At 42.8% G+C, this 21,115-nt stretch carries 19 protein-coding genes and 1 pseudogene; 9 read left to right on the top strand and 11 right to left on the bottom strand.

Annotated features, from left to right (window positions below):
- Window positions 1–31: 31 nt before the first annotated feature.
- From MED121_RS14660 to MED121_RS14645, 4 genes are all read right to left on the bottom strand, one after another.
- Entirely contained in the window at window positions 32–1,312 is a 1,281-nt protein-coding gene (locus tag MED121_RS14660; protein ID WP_009834508.1) for a TRAP transporter large permease, read from the bottom strand.
- Window positions 1,309–1,920: a TRAP transporter small permease gene (locus MED121_RS14655; RefSeq protein ID WP_207382819.1), complete on the bottom strand. Its 612-nt coding sequence runs from the start codon at window positions 1,918–1,920 to the stop codon at window positions 1,309–1,311. The genes MED121_RS14660 and MED121_RS14655 overlap by 4 nt, the downstream gene beginning before the upstream one ends.
- Before the next feature lie 52 nt (window positions 1,921–1,972).
- Window positions 1,973–3,007 (bottom strand): TRAP transporter substrate-binding protein DctP, encoded by a 1,035-nt coding sequence (dctP, locus tag MED121_RS14650; RefSeq protein WP_009834506.1) that lies wholly within the window; start codon window positions 3,005–3,007, stop codon window positions 1,973–1,975.
- A 252-nt stretch (window positions 3,008–3,259) separates the two neighbouring features.
- Window positions 3,260–4,111, bottom strand: coding sequence for a LysR substrate-binding domain-containing protein (locus MED121_RS14645; RefSeq protein ID WP_009834505.1), 852 nt, complete (start codon window positions 4,109–4,111; stop codon window positions 3,260–3,262).
- Window positions 4,112–4,231: 120 nt separating this feature from the next.
- Here MED121_RS14645 and MED121_RS14640 point away from each other — a divergent pair, with 120 nt between their 5' ends.
- The 6 genes from MED121_RS14640 (at window position 4,232) to ushA (ending at window position 11,790) form a co-directional block, all read left to right on the top strand.
- Complete coding sequence (locus MED121_RS14640; RefSeq protein ID WP_085987760.1) at window positions 4,232–5,104, top strand: DUF1989 domain-containing protein; 873 nt, start codon at window positions 4,232–4,234, stop codon at window positions 5,102–5,104.
- Between the two features lie 318 nt (window positions 5,105–5,422).
- Window positions 5,423–6,670, top strand: a complete 1,248-nt coding sequence (locus tag MED121_RS14635) for an ABC transporter substrate-binding protein (protein WP_009834503.1) — start codon at window positions 5,423–5,425, stop codon at window positions 6,668–6,670.
- A gap of 201 nt (window positions 6,671–6,871) precedes the next feature.
- On the top strand, window positions 6,872–7,798 hold the full coding sequence (locus MED121_RS14630) for a sugar ABC transporter permease (RefSeq protein WP_009834502.1): 927 nt from the start codon (window positions 6,872–6,874) through the stop codon (window positions 7,796–7,798).
- A gap of 10 nt (window positions 7,799–7,808) precedes the next feature.
- A complete protein-coding gene (locus tag MED121_RS14625) occupies window positions 7,809–8,693 on the top strand; it encodes a carbohydrate ABC transporter permease (RefSeq protein WP_036180829.1) in 885 nt (294 codons plus the stop codon).
- A 92-nt stretch (window positions 8,694–8,785) separates the two neighbouring features.
- Window positions 8,786–9,895: an ABC transporter ATP-binding protein gene (locus tag MED121_RS14620; protein WP_009834500.1), complete on the top strand. Its 1,110-nt coding sequence runs from the start codon at window positions 8,786–8,788 to the stop codon at window positions 9,893–9,895.
- Between the two features lie 287 nt (window positions 9,896–10,182).
- Entirely contained in the window at window positions 10,183–11,790 is a 1,608-nt protein-coding gene (gene ushA, locus MED121_RS14615) for a bifunctional UDP-sugar hydrolase/5'-nucleotidase UshA (protein WP_009834499.1), read from the top strand.
- A gap of 169 nt (window positions 11,791–11,959) precedes the next feature.
- On the opposite strand, the gene MED121_RS14610 is transcribed toward ushA, so the two are convergent.
- The 4 genes from MED121_RS14610 to rph all read right to left on the bottom strand — a co-directional run bounded on the left by MED121_RS14610 (window position 11,960) and on the right by rph (window position 15,994).
- The gene (locus MED121_RS14610; protein WP_009834498.1) at window positions 11,960–12,472 is read right to left on the bottom strand and encodes a hypothetical protein; all 513 of its coding nucleotides are present in this window, start codon (window positions 12,470–12,472) and stop codon (window positions 11,960–11,962) included.
- 339 nt (window positions 12,473–12,811) lie between these two features.
- On the bottom strand, window positions 12,812–13,324 hold the full coding sequence (locus MED121_RS14605) for a hypothetical protein (RefSeq protein ID WP_009834497.1): 513 nt from the start codon (window positions 13,322–13,324) through the stop codon (window positions 12,812–12,814).
- A gap of 380 nt (window positions 13,325–13,704) precedes the next feature.
- Window positions 13,705–14,883, bottom strand: a complete 1,179-nt coding sequence (locus tag MED121_RS14600) for an acetyl-CoA C-acetyltransferase (RefSeq protein WP_036180551.1) — start codon at window positions 14,881–14,883, stop codon at window positions 13,705–13,707.
- A gap of 391 nt (window positions 14,884–15,274) precedes the next feature.
- Entirely contained in the window at window positions 15,275–15,994 is a 720-nt protein-coding gene (gene rph / locus MED121_RS14595; RefSeq protein WP_009834495.1) for a ribonuclease PH, read from the bottom strand.
- A 227-nt stretch (window positions 15,995–16,221) separates the two neighbouring features.
- Here rph and MED121_RS14590 point away from each other — a divergent pair, with 227 nt between their 5' ends.
- Window positions 16,222–17,088, top strand: a complete 867-nt coding sequence (locus tag MED121_RS14590; RefSeq protein WP_036180827.1) for a YicC/YloC family endoribonuclease — start codon at window positions 16,222–16,224, stop codon at window positions 17,086–17,088.
- A 149-nt stretch (window positions 17,089–17,237) separates the two neighbouring features.
- Here MED121_RS14590 and MED121_RS14585 read toward each other — a convergent pair whose 3' ends face one another.
- Window positions 17,238–17,744, bottom strand: a complete 507-nt coding sequence (locus MED121_RS14585) for a nuclear transport factor 2 family protein (protein ID WP_009834492.1) — start codon at window positions 17,742–17,744, stop codon at window positions 17,238–17,240.
- A gap of 97 nt (window positions 17,745–17,841) precedes the next feature.
- Here MED121_RS14585 and MED121_RS14580 point away from each other — a divergent pair, with 97 nt between their 5' ends.
- Window positions 17,842–18,753, top strand: a complete 912-nt coding sequence (locus MED121_RS14580; RefSeq protein WP_009834491.1) for a LysR family transcriptional regulator — start codon at window positions 17,842–17,844, stop codon at window positions 18,751–18,753.
- 66 nt (window positions 18,754–18,819) lie between these two features.
- Here the strand turns inward: MED121_RS14580 and MED121_RS14575 are convergent, their stop codons facing one another.
- The gene (locus MED121_RS14575; RefSeq protein WP_009834490.1) at window positions 18,820–19,689 is read right to left on the bottom strand and encodes a LysR family transcriptional regulator; all 870 of its coding nucleotides are present in this window, start codon (window positions 19,687–19,689) and stop codon (window positions 18,820–18,822) included.
- Window positions 19,690–19,821: 132 nt separating this feature from the next.
- On the opposite strand from MED121_RS14575, the gene MED121_RS14570 reads away from it, so the two are divergent.
- Window positions 19,822–20,703: a DMT family transporter gene (locus tag MED121_RS14570; protein ID WP_009834489.1), complete on the top strand. Its 882-nt coding sequence runs from the start codon at window positions 19,822–19,824 to the stop codon at window positions 20,701–20,703.
- A 3-nt stretch (window positions 20,704–20,706) separates the two neighbouring features.
- Here MED121_RS14570 and MED121_RS24090 read toward each other — a convergent pair.
- Window positions 20,707–21,057, bottom strand: a pseudogene (locus MED121_RS24090) (substrate binding domain-containing protein); the annotation flags it as partial.
- Window positions 21,058–21,115: the final 58 nt, after the last annotated feature.

Raw genomic sequence — 21,115 nt, 5'->3', positions numbered from 1 at the left:
TAAATCTGTCTCTTTAATAATTTTTATGCATTTAGTTTTGGCTAACATCCCGCAAGAAAAGCGCGATATCAGGCACTAGAACCAAACACACAGAAGCAAATAATAAGATTAAAATGAAAACAGGCGTTCCCTTGATGACATCAATATAAGGACGTCTAAAAATGGCAATCGCGGTAAAGATATCGCAGCCAAAAGGTGGCGTTGCTGAACCAATCGCGACCTGTAACGTGATCATAATGCCCACTAAAACAGGGTCCAGACCACTGGCTTTTACCAAAGGCATAAGAATAGGCACCAATATGAGCATGACTACAATCGGGTCCACAAACATGCAACCCACAAAAAAGATCACAGCAATTGTGACTAATACAAGCTCTGGACTAGATTGAGTAAAGGACAAGGCCGAAAGCAAAGCTTGTGGCACTTGAGCAAAAGAGATCACCCAAGAAAACGCCGCTCCTGCTGCAATTAAAATGAAAACAACCGCGGTAACGACACCAGTAGAAAGGGCAATATCCTTTAAATCTTTAAGTTTAATTGAACGAAAGATAAGCCATTCCAATATAAGAGCATAAGCTACACAGACTGAAGCCGCCTCCGTTGGACTAAATACACCGCCATAGATGCCTCCTACAATGATGATAGGAAAGCCAAGTGGCCACACCGCTTTTCTCATGGCATGAAATCTTTCTATCCAAGTCGCCTTTTCGCCTACTGGGATATTATGTCGCTTGGCATAAAAATAAGAATAAGCAGAAAACATAAGGAGAATCAGTAAACCCGGTCCAATTCCGGCAATAAATAACTCGGTAATGGAGGTACCCGACAAGACACCATAAACAATCATGCCGATGCTAGGCGGTATCAAAAAAGCAATATCACTGGCATTAATGATCAAGGCCATAGTAAAGGAATCACTGTAACCTGCTTTCAATAACTTAGGACGCATCGGCCCACCCACAGCCACAACGGTTGCTTGAGTGGAACCAGAAACGGCACCAAACAAGGTACAGGTTGCTGCGACAGTAATGGCCAGACCACCACGAACATGACCAATAAAATGCATCACTAGATCAAGCAAGCGATTAGCCGAATGCCCCCGAGTAATAATATCAGCCGCCAGCATAAACATAGGGATAGCAACTAAAGAGGAGGGTTTTACACCTCCTATCATTTGCTGAATGATAATAGTGGGCGGTATCGGGTCTAAAAAGAATAAAAAAGCCACCAGGGTTGCCACCAAAAGCGGCATCATCATGGGAAAGCCAGCCAGCAGTAAAACCAACATGATAGATAACATAGCCGTTGTCATTTTATCCCCTCCTCTTCAACGTCAGGTTGACGTTTTGTTACTTCTTCTTCGTCATCGCCATCGTCGCTAAATTCATCTTCCACATAACAATCTAGGGCTCGATAGGATAAGTAGACGTCTTCTTGCACTAGGTTTTGCACAAATGCCAAGAGGTACTGCAAGGCGGTTAATAAAAAGCCTAAAGGTAAAAACACCAAAGTAAGATACACAGGCACTCTTAAGGCAGGCGATACCTTTTCTCTTTGAGCAAGTGTTAAAACATACTCATAGGCGTAATAGGCCAAAGTAAACATCACACCTGCCGTCGTTAGGCAAATGAGCAACATCAGGTATTTTTTAGGTAGTCTAGGTAAAAGGTCATACAAGGCTGACATACGGATATGGCGACCCAAGCGGGTGATATAACTCAAGCCAACAAAGGTCACAGCAATCATTAAAAATTCATTTAGTTCTTCTGAGAAAAATAAACTGTGCTGCATAACATATCGAGCAACCACATTAACGATTGTATTAAGAGCGATCGCACTGATACTGACAATTAAGACAAAAGCCTCTACCGCCTGTATCACACGATCAATACTTGAGAGAGTCATCAAGGTTTTTTTCATAATCATACCCAACTTGTATGGAGCAGCGATGGCCACCCCATACTTTCAACCGTTAGTTCGAACCCAAGCGACTTTCTAGTGCATCACGTTCAGCTAAGAACTTGGCAAGAATAGACTCGGCTCTTGGACCAGACATATCGATATATTTTTGATGGGTGGCTTTAGCAGCATCCTTGAAGGCATTGCGTTGTTCTTGGGTTAAAAAGATAAAATTACCATCAGGTTTATCCTGTTTAATTTTGGCTAAAAAGTCGGCCTCAAGTGTTGGTATTTCATCAATAATCCACTCACTCACTTCCTTAAACGTCTCTTGAATAAGCTGCTGTCTCTCTTCTGATAAACCATTAAACCAGCGACTTCCGGTAATGATGCTAGTGGTGAACTGTTGATGCTTAGCCCAGATCATATAATCGGTCACTTCGTGAAACTTCATAGAATAAATAGAAGATAAGGGGTTTTCCTGACCATCAATGACGTTAAGCTGTAAGCCACTGTATACATCGCTAAAAGGCATGGCTGTTGGGCTGGCACCAAAATCTTTATACGATTCTAATAACAAAGGTGACACCATCACGCGCATTTTAAAGTTCTTAAAGTCCGCTGGAGACTCAATCAACTTGCTAGTCGTCCAAACTTGATCACCTTCTGGATACATGGTTATTAACTGAATACCACGGCGTTCAAAGTCATCCGCTAAATCATTAAAAATAACGTCTGAGCCCGTTAGCATTGCTTTATTCACTTCTGGATTATCCGAGAGAATAAAAGGAATTGAAAACAGCTGCACTTCTGGCACAAATGACCCTAGGTGCCCTGGCGTTGCATTGGCAAATTGAATAGCATCAATGGCGGTTAACTCAGTCACATCACCTGAAGTCCCTAAGGTGCCATAGTGGTAAATATCCACATCCACTTCACCATTGGTTTTTTCTGCGATACGTTTTTTAAACTCCTGAGCGTAAATATCTTGAATATCTCCTTTCACTTCTTCTAAGGCATATTTCCATGTTTCTGCCTGACTTGTAGCACACGCTGCGGTCAATACGCTTGCTAGTAAAGTTTGTTTCAATAACTGGATTTTTTTCATTGGTACCACCCTCTTATTTTTTTAATAGATCCCTTGAACTTGAAGCATCCTTTGAAAGCAAGGCTGAGAAGATCGCCCTGTTTGCTTTAAATTTATTCAACCACAGATCTTTTGATTAAATTAATGATATAAATAAAAGAAATTCATGCATTTTTTAAATAAATAATTTATGAGGATTTTTAAGCACTAAAAGGCTTTGTTTTAATTAACAAAACCTTTTGGGTAATAAAAAGAGGCAATCGTGGGAGAGGATTAATTTTTTAGAAGTGTGCCGTGTTCTAAGAGTTGTTGGCTCAATAGCAGTGCAGCCTCATTGGATAAATGAGGCGCATGATGTAACGAGAGTTCAGATTCACCTAAATCTGGAAAACCGTCTTTTTGGGTCAACACTTTCATCCCCGGCCTGAGATCTTTTTCAGTTAACACAGTCACAGCCAAGCCAGAAATAACCGCCGATTTAATCGCTTCATGACTATGACAATTAAGAGCGAGCTGCCACGGCATATTCTGTTTATCTAATGCGGCAATGGCTGTTTTTCGATACAAACAAGGTGACGGTACCAAGGCTAAGGGGACGCTTTTATGAGTGCCTAAATGAAAGTCTTCACTGGCAAGCCATACCAGTTTATCTCGGTATAATGGCTGTCCTTCTCCTGTTGGTGGGATTTGCGCTAACACGGCAAGGTCTATCTCACCCGAAGTGACCTGAGCTCGAAAAGTTTCGCTTAACCCCACTCTTATATCCAACTCAACATCTGGTTGAATGCGAGTAAATCTGGCGAGAATCTTAGAAAAGGGCAGGCTCAAATAATCTTCGGGGGCAGCCAGTGAAACATGCCCCTGTAGCGGTTTCTCACTAAACTTATCATCTAATTCGTCACATAAATTGATAATTTTACGCGCATAAGTAAATAGGATTTCCCCATGATCAGTCAACTTACAAGAACGCGTAGTACGCACAAACAAGACTTGCCCTAAAGACTCTTCAAGGCGTTTAATCTGATGACTCACGGTAGATTGGGTCATAAAACGCTTTTGGGTTGCTGCGGTAAAACTCTTACCCTCAGCCACGGCTAAAAACGTTCTTAGCAATTCTAAATTCATAATATCGCCTTGATTGATGCAGGTATTCAATTAATAGCATTAATTTATATCATTTTTTAAATTAAAAACATTATGTTTGAATTTGATTAGGCTTTAATCAAAAAATGTCTGGAGATGAATATGGTCAGCCATGAAAACAATATCAAAAAACCGTCTGATTCTGAACAAGAGGCGAGACGCTCTAAAAACCCTATTATTTGTTATGAAGTAGACAGCCTGCCCCCTTTTGATGAGGCTTTTTATCAAGCCGCAAAAGACGGCATGGAAAAAGTTTCAGAAGTCTTGATTCCACCCAGAGATGGCAAGAGTTTTAAAGTGCCTGCTGGGCATTTTTTCCGCATTGTCAGTGTTGAAGGGCCGCAAGTAGGCGACTTAAACCTATGGAATGCCAATAATTTAAATGAAGGTTTTTTTAGTGGCAAAACCCGCCAGTTACATGCGAGTCACCTAAACACAGGCGATAGGTTGTGGAGTAATATGCCTTACCTAAGGCCCATGGCGACCATTACTCAGGATACGCTTGATTGGTATGGTTGGGATGAAGACGGTGCTGGAGTACATGATGTCATTGGCACACGTTGCGACCCTTATACCAACCATATGCTTAAAGAAGTGGATTACAATTATTGCTGTCACTCAAACTTAACTCGCGCCTTAGCAGAGTCAGAACAACTCAGTGCTGAACAAGCTGAATCCTATGTTCATGACGTTATGAATGTCTTTATGTGTACTGGTTTTACGCGAGATACTCACCAATATTTTATGAAAGCAAGTCCAGTAAGGCCTGGGGATTTTATCGAGTTTTATGCTGAGATTGATTTGGTAGGTGCATTATCGGCTTGCCCAGGTGGCGATTGTGGTAGCAGTCATTCAAATGATGAAACCGCATGTTACCCATTATTGGTTGAAATTTATAAACCCAAAGCCAATGTTAAAGGTGACAAAAAGCCCTTTTTACCAAGCGCATATCAAGGCCATCATGGTTTAGATTAAATTTATTTCTCTTTGCGACTAACACATTGTTCATATTTTTTGGTCATTTTTAACTAAATAAATCAGTGTGTTAGCTTTTTCATTAAGATAATATTAAGACTAAGTTGCATCTTGCAAGATTAAGTTACAATAGGTTGCTCTACTTTACCCCTTGTTTTGAAAGACTTTGCTAAATTGAATAGCGATGAGTTATTGCACGTATATCTGCCTCAACTTTAGGCACAAGGTCCATTGGCTCTCACACAATTTAGATCCTCTCAATGAGAGACACCTTAGTTGGTACTCGATACCGAAATAAAAATAACAAGGGTTACTATCATGAAAAAGTTTGCATTCGCTCTAACTGCTGCCGCGCTAACCGTTGGTGCAGCCAATTCTTATGCCGGAGAAGTTGAAGTACTTCATTGGTGGACATCCGGTGGTGAAGCCGCCTCTATCAATGTATTAAAAGGTTTGATGGTTGAAGAAGGCCACACTTGGAAAGACTTCGCAGTCGCAGGTGGTGCAGGCGAATCAGCAATGACAGTCCTTAAATCCCGTGCCATTTCCGGCAATCCACCAGCCAGTGCGCAAATCAAAGGCCCTACCATTCAAGAATGGGGTAGCCTTGGCTTCCTAACCAACCTTGATGCGGTTGCAGCACAGGGCGAATGGGATGTGGTACTTCCTCAAGTTGTTAGCGATGTAATGAAGTACGAAGGTCATTATGTTGCAGCGCCTGTCAACGTTCACCGTGTAAACTGGATGTGGGCTAACCCAGAAGTATTCCGTAAATCTGGCGCTGAACTACCAACCTCTTGGGATCAATTCCTAGTAGAAGCAGAAAAAATCAAAGCCGCGGGTTACACACCACTTGCTCATGGTGGTCAGGCTTGGCAGGACGCAACCTTGTTTGAAGCCATCGCACTTGAAAAAGGCGTTAACTTCTATAACAAAGCATTCATCGCGCACTCTGACCAAACGCTACGTAGCCAAGATATGATTGATGTTTTCAATACATTCAAACAAGTCAGAAAGTATGTTGATGTCGGTTTCTCTGGTCGTGATTGGAACGTTGCCACCTCTATGGTTATCAATGGTGAAGCCGCAATGCAAATCATGGGTGACTGGGCGAAAGGTGAATTCACCGCAGCCAACAAAAAAGCCGGTATCGACTATGTTTGCCTACCAGCACCAGGCACAAGTGACTCTTTCACATTCAACATCGACAGCTTAGCTATGTTTAAAGTTGAAGGTAAAGACAACCAAGCCGCTCAACAAGATCTAGCACGTTTGATCCTTGAGCCAGAGTTCCAAGAAACCTTCAACCTAAACAAGGGCTCTATCCCAGCACGTCTAAACATGCCTCGAGAGAAGTTTGATACCTGTGCTCACGCATCAATGGACTCTTTCCTAGCAAGTTCTACCACAGGCAACCTAACACCAAGTATGGCGCACGGTATGTCGACCTCATCTATGGTGCAAGGCGCTATCTATGATGTGGTTACTAACTTCTTCAATGATGATTCAATGACAGCAGAACAAGCGGTCGACAAACTAGCGCGTGCGGTAAAAGCAAGCCTATAAGACCTTTGTTTAGCGGCTGGTGTTACACCAGCCGCCTCGCGCCCAAATGCTCTAAAAGACGCTATGGTGCGAGAGTCACAACAAACCGATTGTGTTCACTACTATTTTTACGAGACCTTTGCAGCCTGCTGTGCACGCTTTAAGCACCCGCACAGCCGACCGCAAAGGTTTCAATAAGATGCTCTACGGAAGCTCATTATTATGACAATCAAAGCCTCCTCACTTGAGTCGAAAGCAACAAGCGCTCAAGCAAAGTCCTTTTCGCTAGCGGATCTCATCCCTAAGCTAGTGATGGCACCGACCATAGTGGTCACCCTAATTTGCATGTATGGCTATATGATTTGGACCGCTGTTCTATCGATGACCAACTCTCGCATGCTTCCTTCCTATGACTTTGTTGGCTTAAGCCAATATGAGCGTTTATTTAACAATGACAGATGGATAGTGGCCCTCACCAACCTAGGTATTTTTGGCGGCTTGTTTATCTTTATCTGTTTATTTCTTGGGGTGATGTTAGCCATCTTCCTTGATCAGAAGATTCGAAATGAAGGGGCGATTCGTACTATTTACCTCTACCCTATGGCGATTTCTTTCATAGTGACAGGTACCGCTTGGAAGTGGCTATTAAACCCCACTAACGGCCTTGAAAAAATGATGGTTGATTGGGGCTTTGAAAGCTTTACCTTTGACTGGTTAGTTAACCCAGATAAAGTGGTTTACTGTTTGGTTATTGCCGCCGTTTGGCAAGCTTCTGGCTTTGTGATGGCGCTTTTTCTAGCCGGCCTGCGTGGCGTTGATGGGGACCTGATTAAAGCGGCTAACCTTGACGGTGCCAATATCTTTACCACCTATCGTCGAATCATTTTGCCATCCCTAAAGCCCGTTTTCTTTAGCGCCGTTGTCATCCTCTCTCACATTGCGATTAAGAGCTTTGACTTGGTTGCCGCGCTAACCAATGGTGGTCCAGGTTACTCATCTGACTTACCGGCTAACTTTATGTATGCCCATACCTTTACGCGTAGCCAAATTGGTCTAGGTTCCGCCTCTGCCATGGTTATGTTGGGTTGTGTCTTGGCTATTTTGATTCCTTATCTTTATTCAGAACTAAGAGGAGAGCGTCATGACTAGCGCAAACACTATGAATTCAAACTCCAGTCGCCGTCAAAAGACGCCGTTAGAACACATACTAAGAGTCGCACTGTATATTTGTCTTTTAGGTATGGCTGCTGTCTACCTAATGCCTTTTTTAGTGATGTTCTTAACCTCACTTAAAGATGTTGAAGAAATACGTTCAGGCACCCTGTTATCTTTGCCAGGTAGCCTTAACTTTGATGCTTGGGTAAAAGCGTGGGGTGGCGCCTGTACGGGAAGTAGCTGTAACGGTATTGCACCTTTTTTCATTAACTCTTTCCAGATCGTAATCCCTGCGGTATTGATCTCAACCATTATTGGCGCATTAAACGGCTATGTAATTTCCATGTGGAAATTCAAAGGCAGCGATATTTTCTTCGGTGCACTTTTGATTGGTTGCTTTATTCCATTCCAAGTTATCTTGTTACCTATGGCGCGTACATTGGGCTGGTTAGGCATAGCGAATACCACAACCGGTTTGGTCTTTGTACACGTGGTATATGGTGTCGCTTTTACCACCCTTTTCTTCCGTAACTTTTATCAAGGTATCCCAAGTGATCTGATTAAAGCGGCAAGACTAGATGGCGCCGGCTTCTTCACCATATTCCGTCGCATTATTTTGCCAATATCTACCCCAATTATTGTGGTAACCATCATTTGGCAGTTTACCCAAATTTGGAACGACTTCCTGTTTGGCGTGGCTTTCTCAGGCTTTGATACTCAGCCTGTTACCGTGGCGTTGAACAACTTAGTGAATACCAGTTTTGGTGGTAAGGAATATAACGTTGATATGGCAGCGGCCATTCTAGCGGCCCTACCGACCCTACTGGTTTATGTATTAGCGGGTAAATACTTTGTACGAGGCCTAACTGCAGGTGCAGTTAAAGGCTAAACAAACAACCTAGTGATTGATTGGAATGGGCGTATAAGACGCTATACGCCCAGTGTCTTCCAGTCCCCTTGATAATATTGCGGAGCAGCAAGATGGCAAATTTAATAATTGAACAAGTAAAGAAACGCTACGGAACAACTGAAGTCTTAAAAGGCATTGATATCTCGATTAAGGCAGGTGAATTCTTAATTCTCGTTGGCCCGTCTGGATGCGGTAAATCAACCTTGATGAATGCGATTGCAGGCCTTGATGATGTCAGTGAAGGCCGCATCATGATAGCGGATAGAGATGTGACTTATGCCGATCCAAAAGACCGTGACATCGCCATGGTGTTTCAGTCTTATGCGCTTTACCCAAACATGACAGTGGAAGAGAATATTTCCTTTGGTCTTGAGATGCGCAAGGTGCCAAAAGAAGAGCGTGATGTGGAAGTGAAACGCGTGTCTGAGATGCTACAAATCGATCATCTATTAAGTCGTAAACCTGCACACCTTTCTGGTGGTCAGCGTCAACGTGTTGCCATGGGTCGTGCCCTAGCACGTCGTCCTCAGTTATACCTTTTTGATGAGCCGCTATCTAACCTTGATGCTAAGTTACGTGTTGAAATGCGTACCGAAATTAAAAAGCTACACCAAAAACTGGGCACCACAATCGTTTATGTAACCCATGACCAAATCGAAGCCATGACGCTAGCAGATCGTATTGCTGTGATGAAAGACGGTGAAGTACAACAGTTAGGTTCGCCGCAAGAGATTTACGATAACCCAGCCAACTTATTTGTCGCAGGTTTCATGGGTTCACCCGCCATGAACTTTATCCCTGCCAATGTGGTATCAACAGATAATGGTGTCATGCTTGAACTAGCCACAAAGACCCCAACACTCTTACCTTTCCCGAAAAAAGAGGCACTAAACGCTTATTTGGGTAAAGAGATATTATTGGGCCTAAGACCAGAAATGATCACAGAGCCACAACACCATAAAGAAGGCTTAGAGTTTGTGGTTAAATCCCATGTCAATGTGGAAGTCACTGAGCCAATGGGCGCTGATACCATGGTTATCACCCGTATCACTGATAGTGAAATCAATTGCCGTTGTCATCCAGCCTATCCAGCAGCCCCTGGCAGTGATATTGAATTAATGTTTGATACCTCAAAAGCCGTTGCCTTTGACAAGAATACAGGCGAGCGTATTGATCTGTAATTTGACCTGAAATTTTATCGATTGAAGGGTCACTCTTTTGCGCGTTGGGCAGCCTTGTTCAGCGCGTTTTTTTTATTGCAGCTTATCTAATGTATTAGCCTTAAATGTAAAGTTTTCTCTTTTTTTCATTTTTTCCTGCACAAATGGTCAATTTCGGTTCTTAAAGTATCGATAATTTCATCTGAATGTTTTATCGTCTTGGGCTGTGTTTAACAAATAGAATAACTAATTATAATTTCATAAACACAACCCTATAACATAAAAGCATAAAGTAAAGGGAACATTAAATGAGCTCAATAAAGCGTTATATCTCACATTTCGCCATTTCAGGTGTTGCACTTGCGGTTGCAGGCTGTGCATCTATCGGTCAGCAAGCGCCAATATGGGAAGCTGATCAAGAATATAAACTAACCATTCTTCATACCAATGACCATCACGGTCGCTTTTGGCAGAACCGCAATGGTGAGTACGGCATGGCTGCACGTAAGACTCTCATTGACAATCTTCGTGAAGAAATCGCGCTTGATGGCGGTGCCTCTCTATTATTATCTGGTGGTGACATTAACACAGGGATTCCAGAATCTGATCTACAAGACGCCGAGCCTGATTTCAAAGGCATGAACATGCTGCAATATGATGCTATGGCATTGGGTAACCATGAGTTTGATAACTCTCGTGAAGTCTTGATCCAACAGCAAAAATGGGCAGGTTTCCCTTTCCTTTCTGCTAACGTGATTGACGTAGAAACTGGCGATCCATTATTTGATGCCTATAAGATTTTCGAAGTAAATGACATCCGTGTTGCGGTCGTTGGTTTCACCACTGATGACACAATCAAACTAGGTAACCCTGAGTACTTAGAAGGTCTAGAGATCAAAACACCCGTTGAAGTTGCAACGGATTTGATCCCTAAATTAAACAAAAAAGCGGACCTTGTTGTCGCAACCACACACATGGGTCACTACAGCAATGGTAATTACGGCGGTAACGCACCTGGTGACGTAACACTGGCGCGCAGCGTACCTGGTATCGACGTCATAGTAGGTGGTCACTCTCAAAACAAACTAGAAAAACCTGATGAGCAAAACGGTACCCTTATCGTACAAGCTCAGGAATGGGGTAAATATGTGGGCCGCCTTGATCTAGTGATCAAAAACGGCGACATCGTTTCTTCTGATTACCGTCTAATCCCAGTTAACTTGAAAAAGAAAGTGGTTCAAGCTGACGGTACTAAAAAGCGTGTCTACATTGAGCAAGAAATTGCACAAGACCAAGGTATGCTAGCCATGCTTAAACCTTACCAAGAAAAAGGTCAGGAAGAGCTATTGGTAGAAGTTGGTTTTGTTGATGACCTACTAGTCGGTGATCGTTCTGTTGTTCGTAAACAGGAAACAAACCTAGGTAACTTAATCGCCAAAGCAATGCGTGAAAAAGTGGGCGCTGACATTGGTATCATGAACTCTGGTGGTATCCGTGACAATATGGAAGCTGGCGTTGTTACCTATAAGAGCGTACTAAAAGTACAACCTTTCGGTAACATGGTCTCTTCTGTTGACCTAACAGTGGCTGAACTAACTGACTACCTTACTGCAGTAGGTGGCAAGCAAGCTGGCTCGGGTGCTTTCGCTCAATTTGACGGTGTTTCTTTCGCGATGAGAAACGGCACTGCAACTAACATCAAGGTTGCTGGCGAGCCAATCAAAGATGATCAAACTTACCGTATTGCTATCAACAGCTATGTGGCAACAGGCGGTGACGGTTACCCTAAAGTAACCGATCATGCTAACTACAATAACTCTGGTTATGTAGATGCAGACGTATTGGTAGAATACTTCAAAGAGAACTCTCCGGTACTGACAAACACACTAGCGCCAAGCGGTGCAGTGTCTCGTTAGTAAACCTGGTTAAGAGAGTACTCGCTTAACCTTAAGTCATCCCACTTAAGGTTAAGGCTGAAGACATAAAAAACCCGTTATCGAGTAATCGATAACGGGTTTTTTGATGCTGCTCAGAAAAGCCAAACTTCACAGCATCTAGGCTGGGAACCTTGTTACCACAATGAACTTATTGAGCCAGCTTATAGCTCAAGGTCCAAGTCAGAGGCTGAGGTAGTTTTTCAGACTCTATTGTCGCTGTGTACAGCATTTCATTTTCACTTACCATCTTCCACATATTAGTGCGGACACCCTTGTCACTGGTCAAGACTGTCGCAATATAGTTATCACCACGATTAATCGTACCCGTGAAGGTTGAGCCATCCTGCTTAGTCACAGCTTGGTCTTTAGCAGTAGCAGCAAGCTCGAAGACTTCATCTTCATTACACTGCCACGAGAAATTATTATTTAAGGCCGCAAAGTTCCATGTACTGCAAACTTGCGCTTGCTCTTTCAGTTTAGAACGGGCGATTTTTCGAATGAAGAAGTTCATTTCCTGTACCACTTCTTCTACTGCCGTATCTAAAGTGGCTTGCGTATTTTCAGCACCTTGAACCTGCCAAACACCCTCTATGACTTCAGCAGAAGCTGCCACTGATAAACTAGAGCCTATTATCAAGGCAGGTAAAATTGTCTTTTTCACATCTTTCCCCTTTTATTGTTTTTGTTGGTCTTAAGACTCTTGAGCACAACCGATTAGGGTATTTCGCACCAAGTTCTGTACTAGTAAACAACATGATATAACTAGAAAGCAACTAAAACCTAAATGATATAACTAAAATGAGATGATTTTAGCTTTCTTTCACTAAGGTAGGACTCTCGCATAGGTAAAAAGTAGAAAAAAGATAGGTAGATAAAAAACACGAGTTATTCACAGTTCGCGTTTTTTATCGACATATTGATTAATTTAATTAGAATTTTGATGAATTTTAGTCACAAATTTACGAATAAAATCTCACCTTAATCCATGAAAATGCAGGGCTTAATTTCGTGTATAGGTCAGTTTCCAAGTAAGCGGTTTTGGAATCTTGTCTGATTCAAGGGTGGTGGTATATTCCAGTTCATTTTCACTCACCATGCGCCAAAGGTTAGTCCGTTTACCTCGTTCTGACTCCAGAATGGTCGCAACATACCTATCACCTTCCTTATATGAGCCCGTAATTAAACGGCCATCATCACTCATGGTTTCGGTTTGGTTGGCACTTAAAGCAAGTTCGTTGGCTGGGATTTCATCACACTGCCACAAAAAGCTTTCATCTGTGGTCGCCAGCATCCAAGAATGGCAAACATGAGTTTCACGCTTAAGTACTGTTCGGCCAATCGCACGGAACAAGAAGTTCATTTCTTGCACCACACCTTCGATCGCTGAATCTAACGTTTCTTGCGTGTTATTACTGTCCTGCAAGGTCCAGACACCAGACAGAGGCACCTCAGCCATGCTTGGCATAGAAAAAACAGACGCTAGCATCACCGCAGGTAAAATAGGCTTTTTCACAATATTCCCCTTTTTTATTTTTGTTTAAGTCATTTGGGTTTATATGAATTTCCATGCCTTAGGGACAAAGCCTGATCAATAGAATCACTTAAGTTGCGACTCTCACCTTAAATCTCAGGCGTTTTATCCACCCGCTGAGACGGGAGGACTTATTCGCAGCTTCCCTGAGCACATTCAATTCATGCCTTTAAGTAAACACCATGTTATTACATTAAAGCAATATCACTTCACATTTACATAACGAAAACAAATAACATGAATACTAGAATTAGCTAATACACTTATTTTCAAGGCTGTGACGCACACAAAAAAGCCCTCGATGAAGAGGGCTTTTAAAAAGATAACCTATTGATTAAGGTTGATAGCGACTTAAGAGCAATTTAACGGCGCGTCACAGCCAATGCCGTCCCCATACCACCACCAATACAGAGTGTGGCTAAGCCTTTATCCACTTCACGCTTATGCATTTCATGAATCAAGGTCACTAAAATACGGCAACCTGAGGCGCCAATTGGGTGACCAAGGGCAATTGCACCACCATTTACATTGACCTTATCTGTATCCCAACCTAGCTCACGGTTAACGCTAATGGCTTGCACAGCAAAAGCTTCGTTCGCTTCGATTAAATCCAGATCTTCAATTTGCCATTGGGCTTTTTCAAGGCATTTACGGGTCGCAGTAATTGGCCCTGTGCCCATGATTTCTGGTGAAATACCCGTATTCGCATAGCCAGAAATTTCCGCCAAGATAGGTAACCCCAGTGCTTTAGCTTTTTCTTCACTGGCAACAATCACCATAGCCGCACCATCATTCAGACTAGAGGCATTACCCGCCGTTACTGTACCCTCTTTATCAAAGGCCGCTCTTAAGCTGGCTAGCTTTTCCAGTTTGGTATTAGGTTTAGGCTGTTCATCAAGAGAAACAATAATGGGATCTTTTTTACGTTGCGGAACAGAAATAGGCAGTATCTCTTCTGCAAAACGATTCACCTCCATGGCAGCACCTGCTTTTTGCTGAGATGCCACTGCAAAGGCGTCTTGATCAGCGCGAGAAATATCATACTTCTTAGCAATATTCTCAGCAGTCACGCCCATGTGGTAATCGTTAAATGCATCCCAAAGGCCATCTTTCACCATGCTGTCTTCCATGACCCAGTTACCCATTTTGCTACCATTACGGCTATTAGGTAACACATGAGGTGCGTTACTCATGCTTTCTTGGCCACCGGCAACAACAAGCTCAGCATCGCCCGCCAAAATCGCCTGGGCTGCAAGTTGTACTGCTTTCAAGCCAGAGCCACAGACCTTGTTAATGGTCATGGCAGAAACAGATTCAGATAGGCCAGATTTAAGCGCGGTTTGACGTGCGGTATTTTGACCACAGCCTGCTGTCAGCACTTGACCAAGGATGACTTCATCAATCTGATCTTTCGCTGCAGGTACTTTTTCTAATAAGCCTGTCAGTAATTGGCTGCCTAGATCAACGGCTGAAAGACTCGCTAATCCACCACCAAATGCGCCTACGGGTGTTCGTCCTGCTGCAACTATAACAAGCTTCATATTTTGCTCCTTCATTAATTCAAAAGTACGACTTCCTGATTACTTCTATGCCTAAACCAAGAAATAACTGAGTGATCAAAAAACACTCATCTTGCTAAGCCATTTCTTTGTAACACAGTAATCAAGGCAAATTTATGAAACTTTGAATTTGCCTACTAAAAAGCCAAGAAAAACGTCATGGGTCATGTTTTAGCACACTGGGGCGAGAATAATAATGGTGATAAAAAGCAGAAAAGGTAACAAAAAAGCCGCTAAAATCGTCAATTAAGCGTTTTTTATTAATTTGAAGGGAATGATAAAAATACAATTGAATTCAGTTTGTTTAGCAAAAGAAAACAAAAAAACGCCCGCGACCTTAAAGAGGCGAGCGTTTTATAAAACCTAATTAACACTAGTTTTCAAACAAGGCGTCACGCTGTGCTTGCAGAATTTCATTAATCCCTTTACGTGCAACTTTAAGCATGCCCATCATGTGCTCATCAGAGAAGGCTTCTCCTTCTGCTGTGCCCTGAATTTCGATAAAGCCACCCTTATCGTTCATGATCACATTCATATCGGTTTCAGCATTTGAATCTTCTGGATAATCTAGATCCAATACTGGCTCGCCTTTGTAGACACCCACAGAGATCGCCGCGATTTGAGAGACAATCGGGTTTTCTTTGATTTTCTTTCTCTCAACAAGCTTTTTCACCGCATCCGCCAACGCCACAAAGCCCCCTGTGATAGATGCGGTACGTGTGCCGCCATCCGCTTGAATCACATCACAGTCGATTGTGATGGTGTGCTCGCCTAGCTTTTTAAGATCAACCGCAGCGCGCAAAGAACGGCCAATTAGACGTTGAATTTCAACTGTACGGCCAGTCTGTTTACCACGTGCCGCTTCACGATCAACACGGCTATGGGTAGAACGTGGCAACATGCCATATTCTGCTGTAATCCAACCTTGGCCCTTACCTTTCAAGAAACGAGGTACGCCAGGCACCAAGGTTGCTGTACAAATCACTTTAGTATCGCCACATTCGATTAATACGGAGCCTTCCGCGTGCTTAGTAAAATTGCGGGTAATTTTTAGATCACGTAACTGATCTACAGCTCGGCCACTTGGACGCATACTCATCTCTCACTTCAATTTGGAAAACGCCAATTATAACCAAGCTCACGTCGAATGCACTCCCTTAGGCCGACAAAAAGGAGCACATCTGAAGCAGATACAAACTCACTATTAAGGCTCATAAGAATGCCAACCTTATACACCTCTTCGCTGTTCCTAGAATCAGGCCTGAGTTACACTTAGGCACAATATTGAATCGACTTAAAACTATTGCAATGGATGAGATTATGACAGCAAGCATGACCGCCTTCTCCCGTCAGGAAGCCGTTTTCGACTGGGGTACAATCAGCTGGGAAATTCGCTCGGTAAATCAACGTTATCTTGAGCCGCACTTTCGCATGCCAGAAGGTTTTCGTGAGCTGGAATTCAATCTAAGAGACCAACTAAGAAAGCAGCTTACACGCGGTAAAGTTGAATGTCAGCTTAGATTCCAAGCCATAGATAAAGCCTCTTCTGGCCTTAACATCAATGCGGATAATGCCCAAAGTCTAGCCCAAGCATTACAAGCTCTTGCTCAGCACATGCCCAATCTCGCCCAACCAACAGCGCTGGATGTTCTTCAATACCCAGGCATATTGGCAGATTCAGGTAACGACTTTGATACCATGAAAAAAGAAGTGCTAGCGCTTTTTACCACTGGGGTAAAAGACCTAATTCAAGTGCGTTTGCGTGAAGGTAAAGCCTTAGAAGAAATGATCCACCAGCGCCTAGATGCCATCGATGCTATCGTCGTAGAAGTGCAGGCTAAATTGCCTGAAATCATCGCCGCGCAAAAGCAAAATCTATTGGATAAAATGGCCGACGCTAAACTTGAGCTTGAGCCCACCCGCGTTGAACAAGAAATTGTCATCGTCGCGCAAAAAGCCGATGTGGCTGAAGAGTTAGACCGTCTTGCCGCTCATACCAAAGAAGTACGCCGTCAGCTTAAGCAAAAAGGCCCAATAGGCCGTCGCCTTGACTTCTTAATGCAAGAACTTAACCGCGAAGCCAATACCCTTTCCTCTAAATCTATCGTCATCGAAACCACCCAAAGCGCGATAGAGCTTAAAGTGCTGATCGAACAGATGCGTGAGCAAATTCAGAATATTGAGTGATTGTTAGCGTGTTTGTAGAGAGAGGCTATTGAAACCTCTCTCTACCTTGTTAGCGTATACAGCACCTGCTGTTCGGTTATTTCTGTATCTTTGTATTAAGACTTTTATCAGGTGTATCTCTTTGAATGATATGTCTGAATCACTTGATTCTATTTTTCACCGTGAAAAGCTTTAGATACCGCATAACTATCTTCGAACCAGTTCCAACTCTTCACCTTGCCATCTTCCACTTGAACTCGTACTGCCCAGCTGAACTTGCCAGTATCTATACCAGATTCGTTCGCAATCGCGCTCATGGTGCCCATAAAGACAGCTTGGTCACCATTAGCAAAACTATAATCCGTCGACCAACTTGTTACTTTTAAGCCAGCGCCAAAGCTAGGAAGAAAGCGTTCAAAAACTGTTTTTTTGCCTTCCCAGTTACCAATCCAAGGGATACTTGAATCACCTTCGTTATGCCAAACAAAGTCGTCTGCCATTAGGGTATCCAGTTTTTTCATATCACCAGACCCTGCGGCCCATAAAAATGCCTGAGCCGTTTCCAGTGTCTTAGCTGAATCTGCTTTTGTATAAGCGTCAGAGCCCGCTGAGGCTGATGAAACCTGAAAAAAGGCAAGCAGGCTGAATAGCGCAATAAACGTCTGTTTGTTAAACATGGTATGTCTCCAAATGAGCTTGTGTGGTTGTTGTAATCACTATACCTGTGCTAATTTTTATATAAATTCATCAATAAAACATATTGGATATGCAAAAATGCACAGCATAAGATGGGATGATTTACAGTATGTTCTGACCGTTGCCAATGAAGGGTCCGTCGCTGCGGCGGCAAGATCATTGGGCGTCAATCACAGCACAGTACTTCGTCGAATAAATACGTTCGAGCACAGACACAAATTACAGCTTTTTCATAAACTGCCTACGGGTTATAAACTCACAGCAGAAGGACAAGCGTTACTTGATTCTGCTCTCTCGATCGAAACAACAGTGAAAGCCTTAGAACGAAAAATCTTCGGTCAAGAAATGAAGTTGGAAGGTGTCATCAAATTAACCACCACAGATGCGCTGCTAAGGCTGGTTTTAGCCAAACATTTGGCAAGCTTTCATCGATTACACCCTAAAATTCAATTAGAGCTTAATGTCACCTCACGCCTTTTGAACCTATCACACCTAGATGCCGATATTGCGATTAGACCAGCCAATACCTTGCCCGAGTCAGTTAAAGCCACCAAGTTATGCAAGATTGCTTTTGGCATTTATGGAGAGCCAAATTACATTGAAAGCCTGCAAGGAAAACACCCTTTAAGAGCCGCTCAATGGCTTGGCAAAACACCTAATATTATTCAAAAAAATCAAGGGCGCGTGATTTTTGAACCTATTTCTGAAGAACAAATTGTTCTCAAAGCGGACTCTTACGAGCCCCTTATGATTGCTGCAGAACAAGGTATAGGGCTGACCTACATGCCCTGCTTTATCGGGGATTCATCTCAAAAACTACAAAGGGTAGATATGGAGGTGGAACACAAGGGCACTGATTTATGGATGATGACACATAGCGACCTTGAGCACTCTGCTAGGGTTAAAGCCTTCTTTGACTTTATGGAAGAGGAAATTCAATCAGACCATAATCGCTTAGCCGGACTGAATATATCTAAAACAAATCACTGACATGACCTAATAAAAGGGAGTTCTCATTGTGAACGACTCGGTAAGCAATTAAATCAAAGCAATTGCTTAAACCTCACGTTTTAACGCATGAATAATCTCTTCGTACATAGCATTCACAGCCGTTGAGGATTTAGACTTTTTACTGCGAACTAACTCAACTTCCATTGTCGGTAATTGAGGCAATCCATTTTGGCTACCCAAGACTTTTAACTTAGGCGTCAGACTACATTTTGTGAGCACAGCAACCGCTATTCCACTTAAAGCGACAGCCACTTGCCCTGAGGTACTTGGGCTTTGATACACAATTCGATAAGACGTATTTTGGCTCTCTAAACGCGCTAATACGGTTTCTCTAATATGGCTGCTTTCTTCGTGAGTCGCTAAGGGTAGAGGGTCTTTCTCCCACACTTTATATTCTTCTGCTGCTACCCAATACACCTCTTCTAAAAAGAGTAATTCTCCACGTGTTACCTTATCTCTTGTGACAAGGGCGATGTCTATCTCACCGGCTTCAACCTTAGGTATTAAGGCACCTGTGTGCTCACAGGTTAAGGTAATCTCAGCACTAGGGTGACGAATGGCAAAGGCCCTTAATACAGGCGCAAGATACGCATTAGCATAGTCATCAGGAACCCCCAAATGGATACGACCTCTTACCCCTTCCCCTCGGGTGAGTTCTAATGCCTGTGATTGTATTTCCAGCATTTTACGGGCGTAACCTATTAAGTCCTTCCCCGTTGGAGTCATCGTTAAACTTCTCGCATTACGCTCTAATACGGGCTTACCAATCACGTTTTCTAGCTTTTTAATCTGCATGCTAACGGCTGATTGGGATCGATGAACTTGTCGCGCTGCACCCGATAAGGTGCCAGCATCAACGGCAGCTACAAAAGCTTTTAGCCAATCAATCTGTAAATCCTGCATTGCCATAATCATTCACTCTAACCACTTTATCTATTCGAAAATCGAATTCTTACTAGATAAATTATTCGTTTTTATAATCCTAAAGATCTACTTATAGTTTATCAACCCAGTTCATACCGAATGAGAAGTAGATAGAAGCCCCTTATGTCAGAACATCAAGCATACCATTCAAATCAAGCTACCTTGCTAATGGCATCAGGCGGTTTGTTATTAGGTACCATAGGCATTTTTGTTGCCAATACAGGACAATCTCCATTAGCCATTGTCTTCTATCGCTGCCTTTTTGGTTGCCTCGCCCTACTTGCTTGGGCTTATTTCTCAGGCAAGATAAATGAATTAAAACTCTCTAAGAAGCAGATTAAATACGTCAGTATTATCGGTGTTTTTATGGTGATTATTTGGGGTCTTTATTTCTATTCCTTACGCCTAATCCCCATAGGGATTTCGACCTTGGTATTTCATATACAGGCTTTTTGGGTACTGATTTTAGGTACCGTTTTCTTTAAGGAGAAGATCACCCTAAGATCCTACTTTATTCTCACTTTAGCTCTCTTAGGGCTTGCCTTAAGCACAGGATTATTAAATGGCAGTAGCGCAGGGTTTGGCCTTTCAAATGCCTTTTTAAAAGGCGTCGGCATATGTATTTTAGGCTCATTTTTCTACGCTGTGACCACCTTAATTGCCAAGCTCGATACCGGTATTTCTTCTTTATCCCTGACATGGTGGCAATGTGCTGTTGGTGCTTTAGTCACGGCTTGGGTACCGTTTTTAAAAGGCTGGCCGCTTGAAGTTTCTGCTTGGGCTTGGTTAATCGGTATCGGAGTAATTCACAGCGGCCTTGCCTTCACCTTGATTTACCAAGGTATCAGCCGCTTATCCACCAGCCGAATTGCCGTATTACAATTCGTTTATCCTGGTACCGCTATACTCATTGATTGGGCCGTTTATAATCATGCATTAAGCTTTATGCAATGGGTTGGTGTAATGCTTATTGCCTATGCATTATGGGCTTTGCGGAAAGCCTAAAGATTAAAGCGAGCCGATGACACTTGCACCTAATCTCGCCTTAACAAAATCAATAAAACACCTGACGTTTATAGGCAGATAACGGCTTTGAGGATAAATCATATTAAGGGGAATACTATCACTCGTATACTTAGGCAGGACCTTTATTAACCTCCCTGTATTGAGATGCTTTTCCACCATCCAGATTGGCACTTGCGTAATCCCAGTCCCAGCAAGCGCTAAGGTTAAATTAGTATCGCCACTGTTACTTCGAAAAGAGCCAGAAACCGGTATGGCAAGATCTTTTCCTGCATAGTGGAAATGCCAATTATTCAAAGCTTTTGTAAGAGCGAAGTCGATACAGTTATGTTGTTTTAAGTCTTTTGGTACGTGCGCCTCACCCTATAAAGAAAGGTATCACCTGAAGATGATA

The organism is Marinomonas sp. MED121 (genome assembly GCF_000153025.1).
Lineage (GTDB): Bacteria > Pseudomonadota > Gammaproteobacteria > Pseudomonadales > Marinomonadaceae > Marinomonas.
This window is presented reverse-complemented; position numbering and strand designations above follow the sequence as displayed.

Bases quoted from the DNA above. Each gene is read 5' to 3' on its own strand.
- dctP (WP_009834506.1), bottom strand. From the start codon at position 3,007: ATGAAAAAAATCCAGTTATTGAAACAAACTTTACTAGCAAGCGTATTG.
- MED121_RS14585 (WP_009834492.1), bottom strand. From the start codon at position 17,744: ATGTTTAACAAACAGACGTTTATTGCGCTATTCAGCCTGCTTGCCTTT.
- MED121_RS14590 (WP_036180827.1), top strand. From the start codon at position 16,222: ATGACAGCAAGCATGACCGCCTTCTCCCGTCAGGAAGCCGTTTTCGAC.
- MED121_RS14625 (WP_036180829.1), top strand. From the start codon at position 7,809: ATGAATTCAAACTCCAGTCGCCGTCAAAAGACGCCGTTAGAACACATA.
- MED121_RS14620 (WP_009834500.1), top strand. From the start codon at position 8,786: ATGGCAAATTTAATAATTGAACAAGTAAAGAAACGCTACGGAACAACT.
- rph (WP_009834495.1), bottom strand. From the start codon at position 15,994: ATGCGTCCAAGTGGCCGAGCTGTAGATCAGTTACGTGATCTAAAAATT.
- MED121_RS14600 (WP_036180551.1), bottom strand. From the start codon at position 14,883: ATGAAGCTTGTTATAGTTGCAGCAGGACGAACACCCGTAGGCGCATTT.
- ushA (WP_009834499.1), top strand. From the start codon at position 10,183: ATGAGCTCAATAAAGCGTTATATCTCACATTTCGCCATTTCAGGTGTT.
- MED121_RS14645 (WP_009834505.1), bottom strand. From the start codon at position 4,111: ATGAATTTAGAATTGCTAAGAACGTTTTTAGCCGTGGCTGAGGGTAAG.
- MED121_RS14580 (WP_009834491.1), top strand. From the start codon at position 17,842: ATGCACAGCATAAGATGGGATGATTTACAGTATGTTCTGACCGTTGCC.
- MED121_RS14655 (WP_207382819.1), bottom strand. From the start codon at position 1,920: ATGAAAAAAACCTTGATGACTCTCTCAAGTATTGATCGTGTGATACAG.
- MED121_RS14570 (WP_009834489.1), top strand. From the start codon at position 19,822: ATGTCAGAACATCAAGCATACCATTCAAATCAAGCTACCTTGCTAATG.
- MED121_RS14635 (WP_009834503.1), top strand. From the start codon at position 5,423: ATGAAAAAGTTTGCATTCGCTCTAACTGCTGCCGCGCTAACCGTTGGT.
- MED121_RS14660 (WP_009834508.1), bottom strand. From the start codon at position 1,312: ATGACAACGGCTATGTTATCTATCATGTTGGTTTTACTGCTGGCTGGC.
- MED121_RS14630 (WP_009834502.1), top strand. From the start codon at position 6,872: ATGACAATCAAAGCCTCCTCACTTGAGTCGAAAGCAACAAGCGCTCAA.
- MED121_RS14640 (WP_085987760.1), top strand. From the start codon at position 4,232: ATGGTCAGCCATGAAAACAATATCAAAAAACCGTCTGATTCTGAACAA.
- MED121_RS14575 (WP_009834490.1), bottom strand. From the start codon at position 19,689: ATGATTATGGCAATGCAGGATTTACAGATTGATTGGCTAAAAGCTTTT.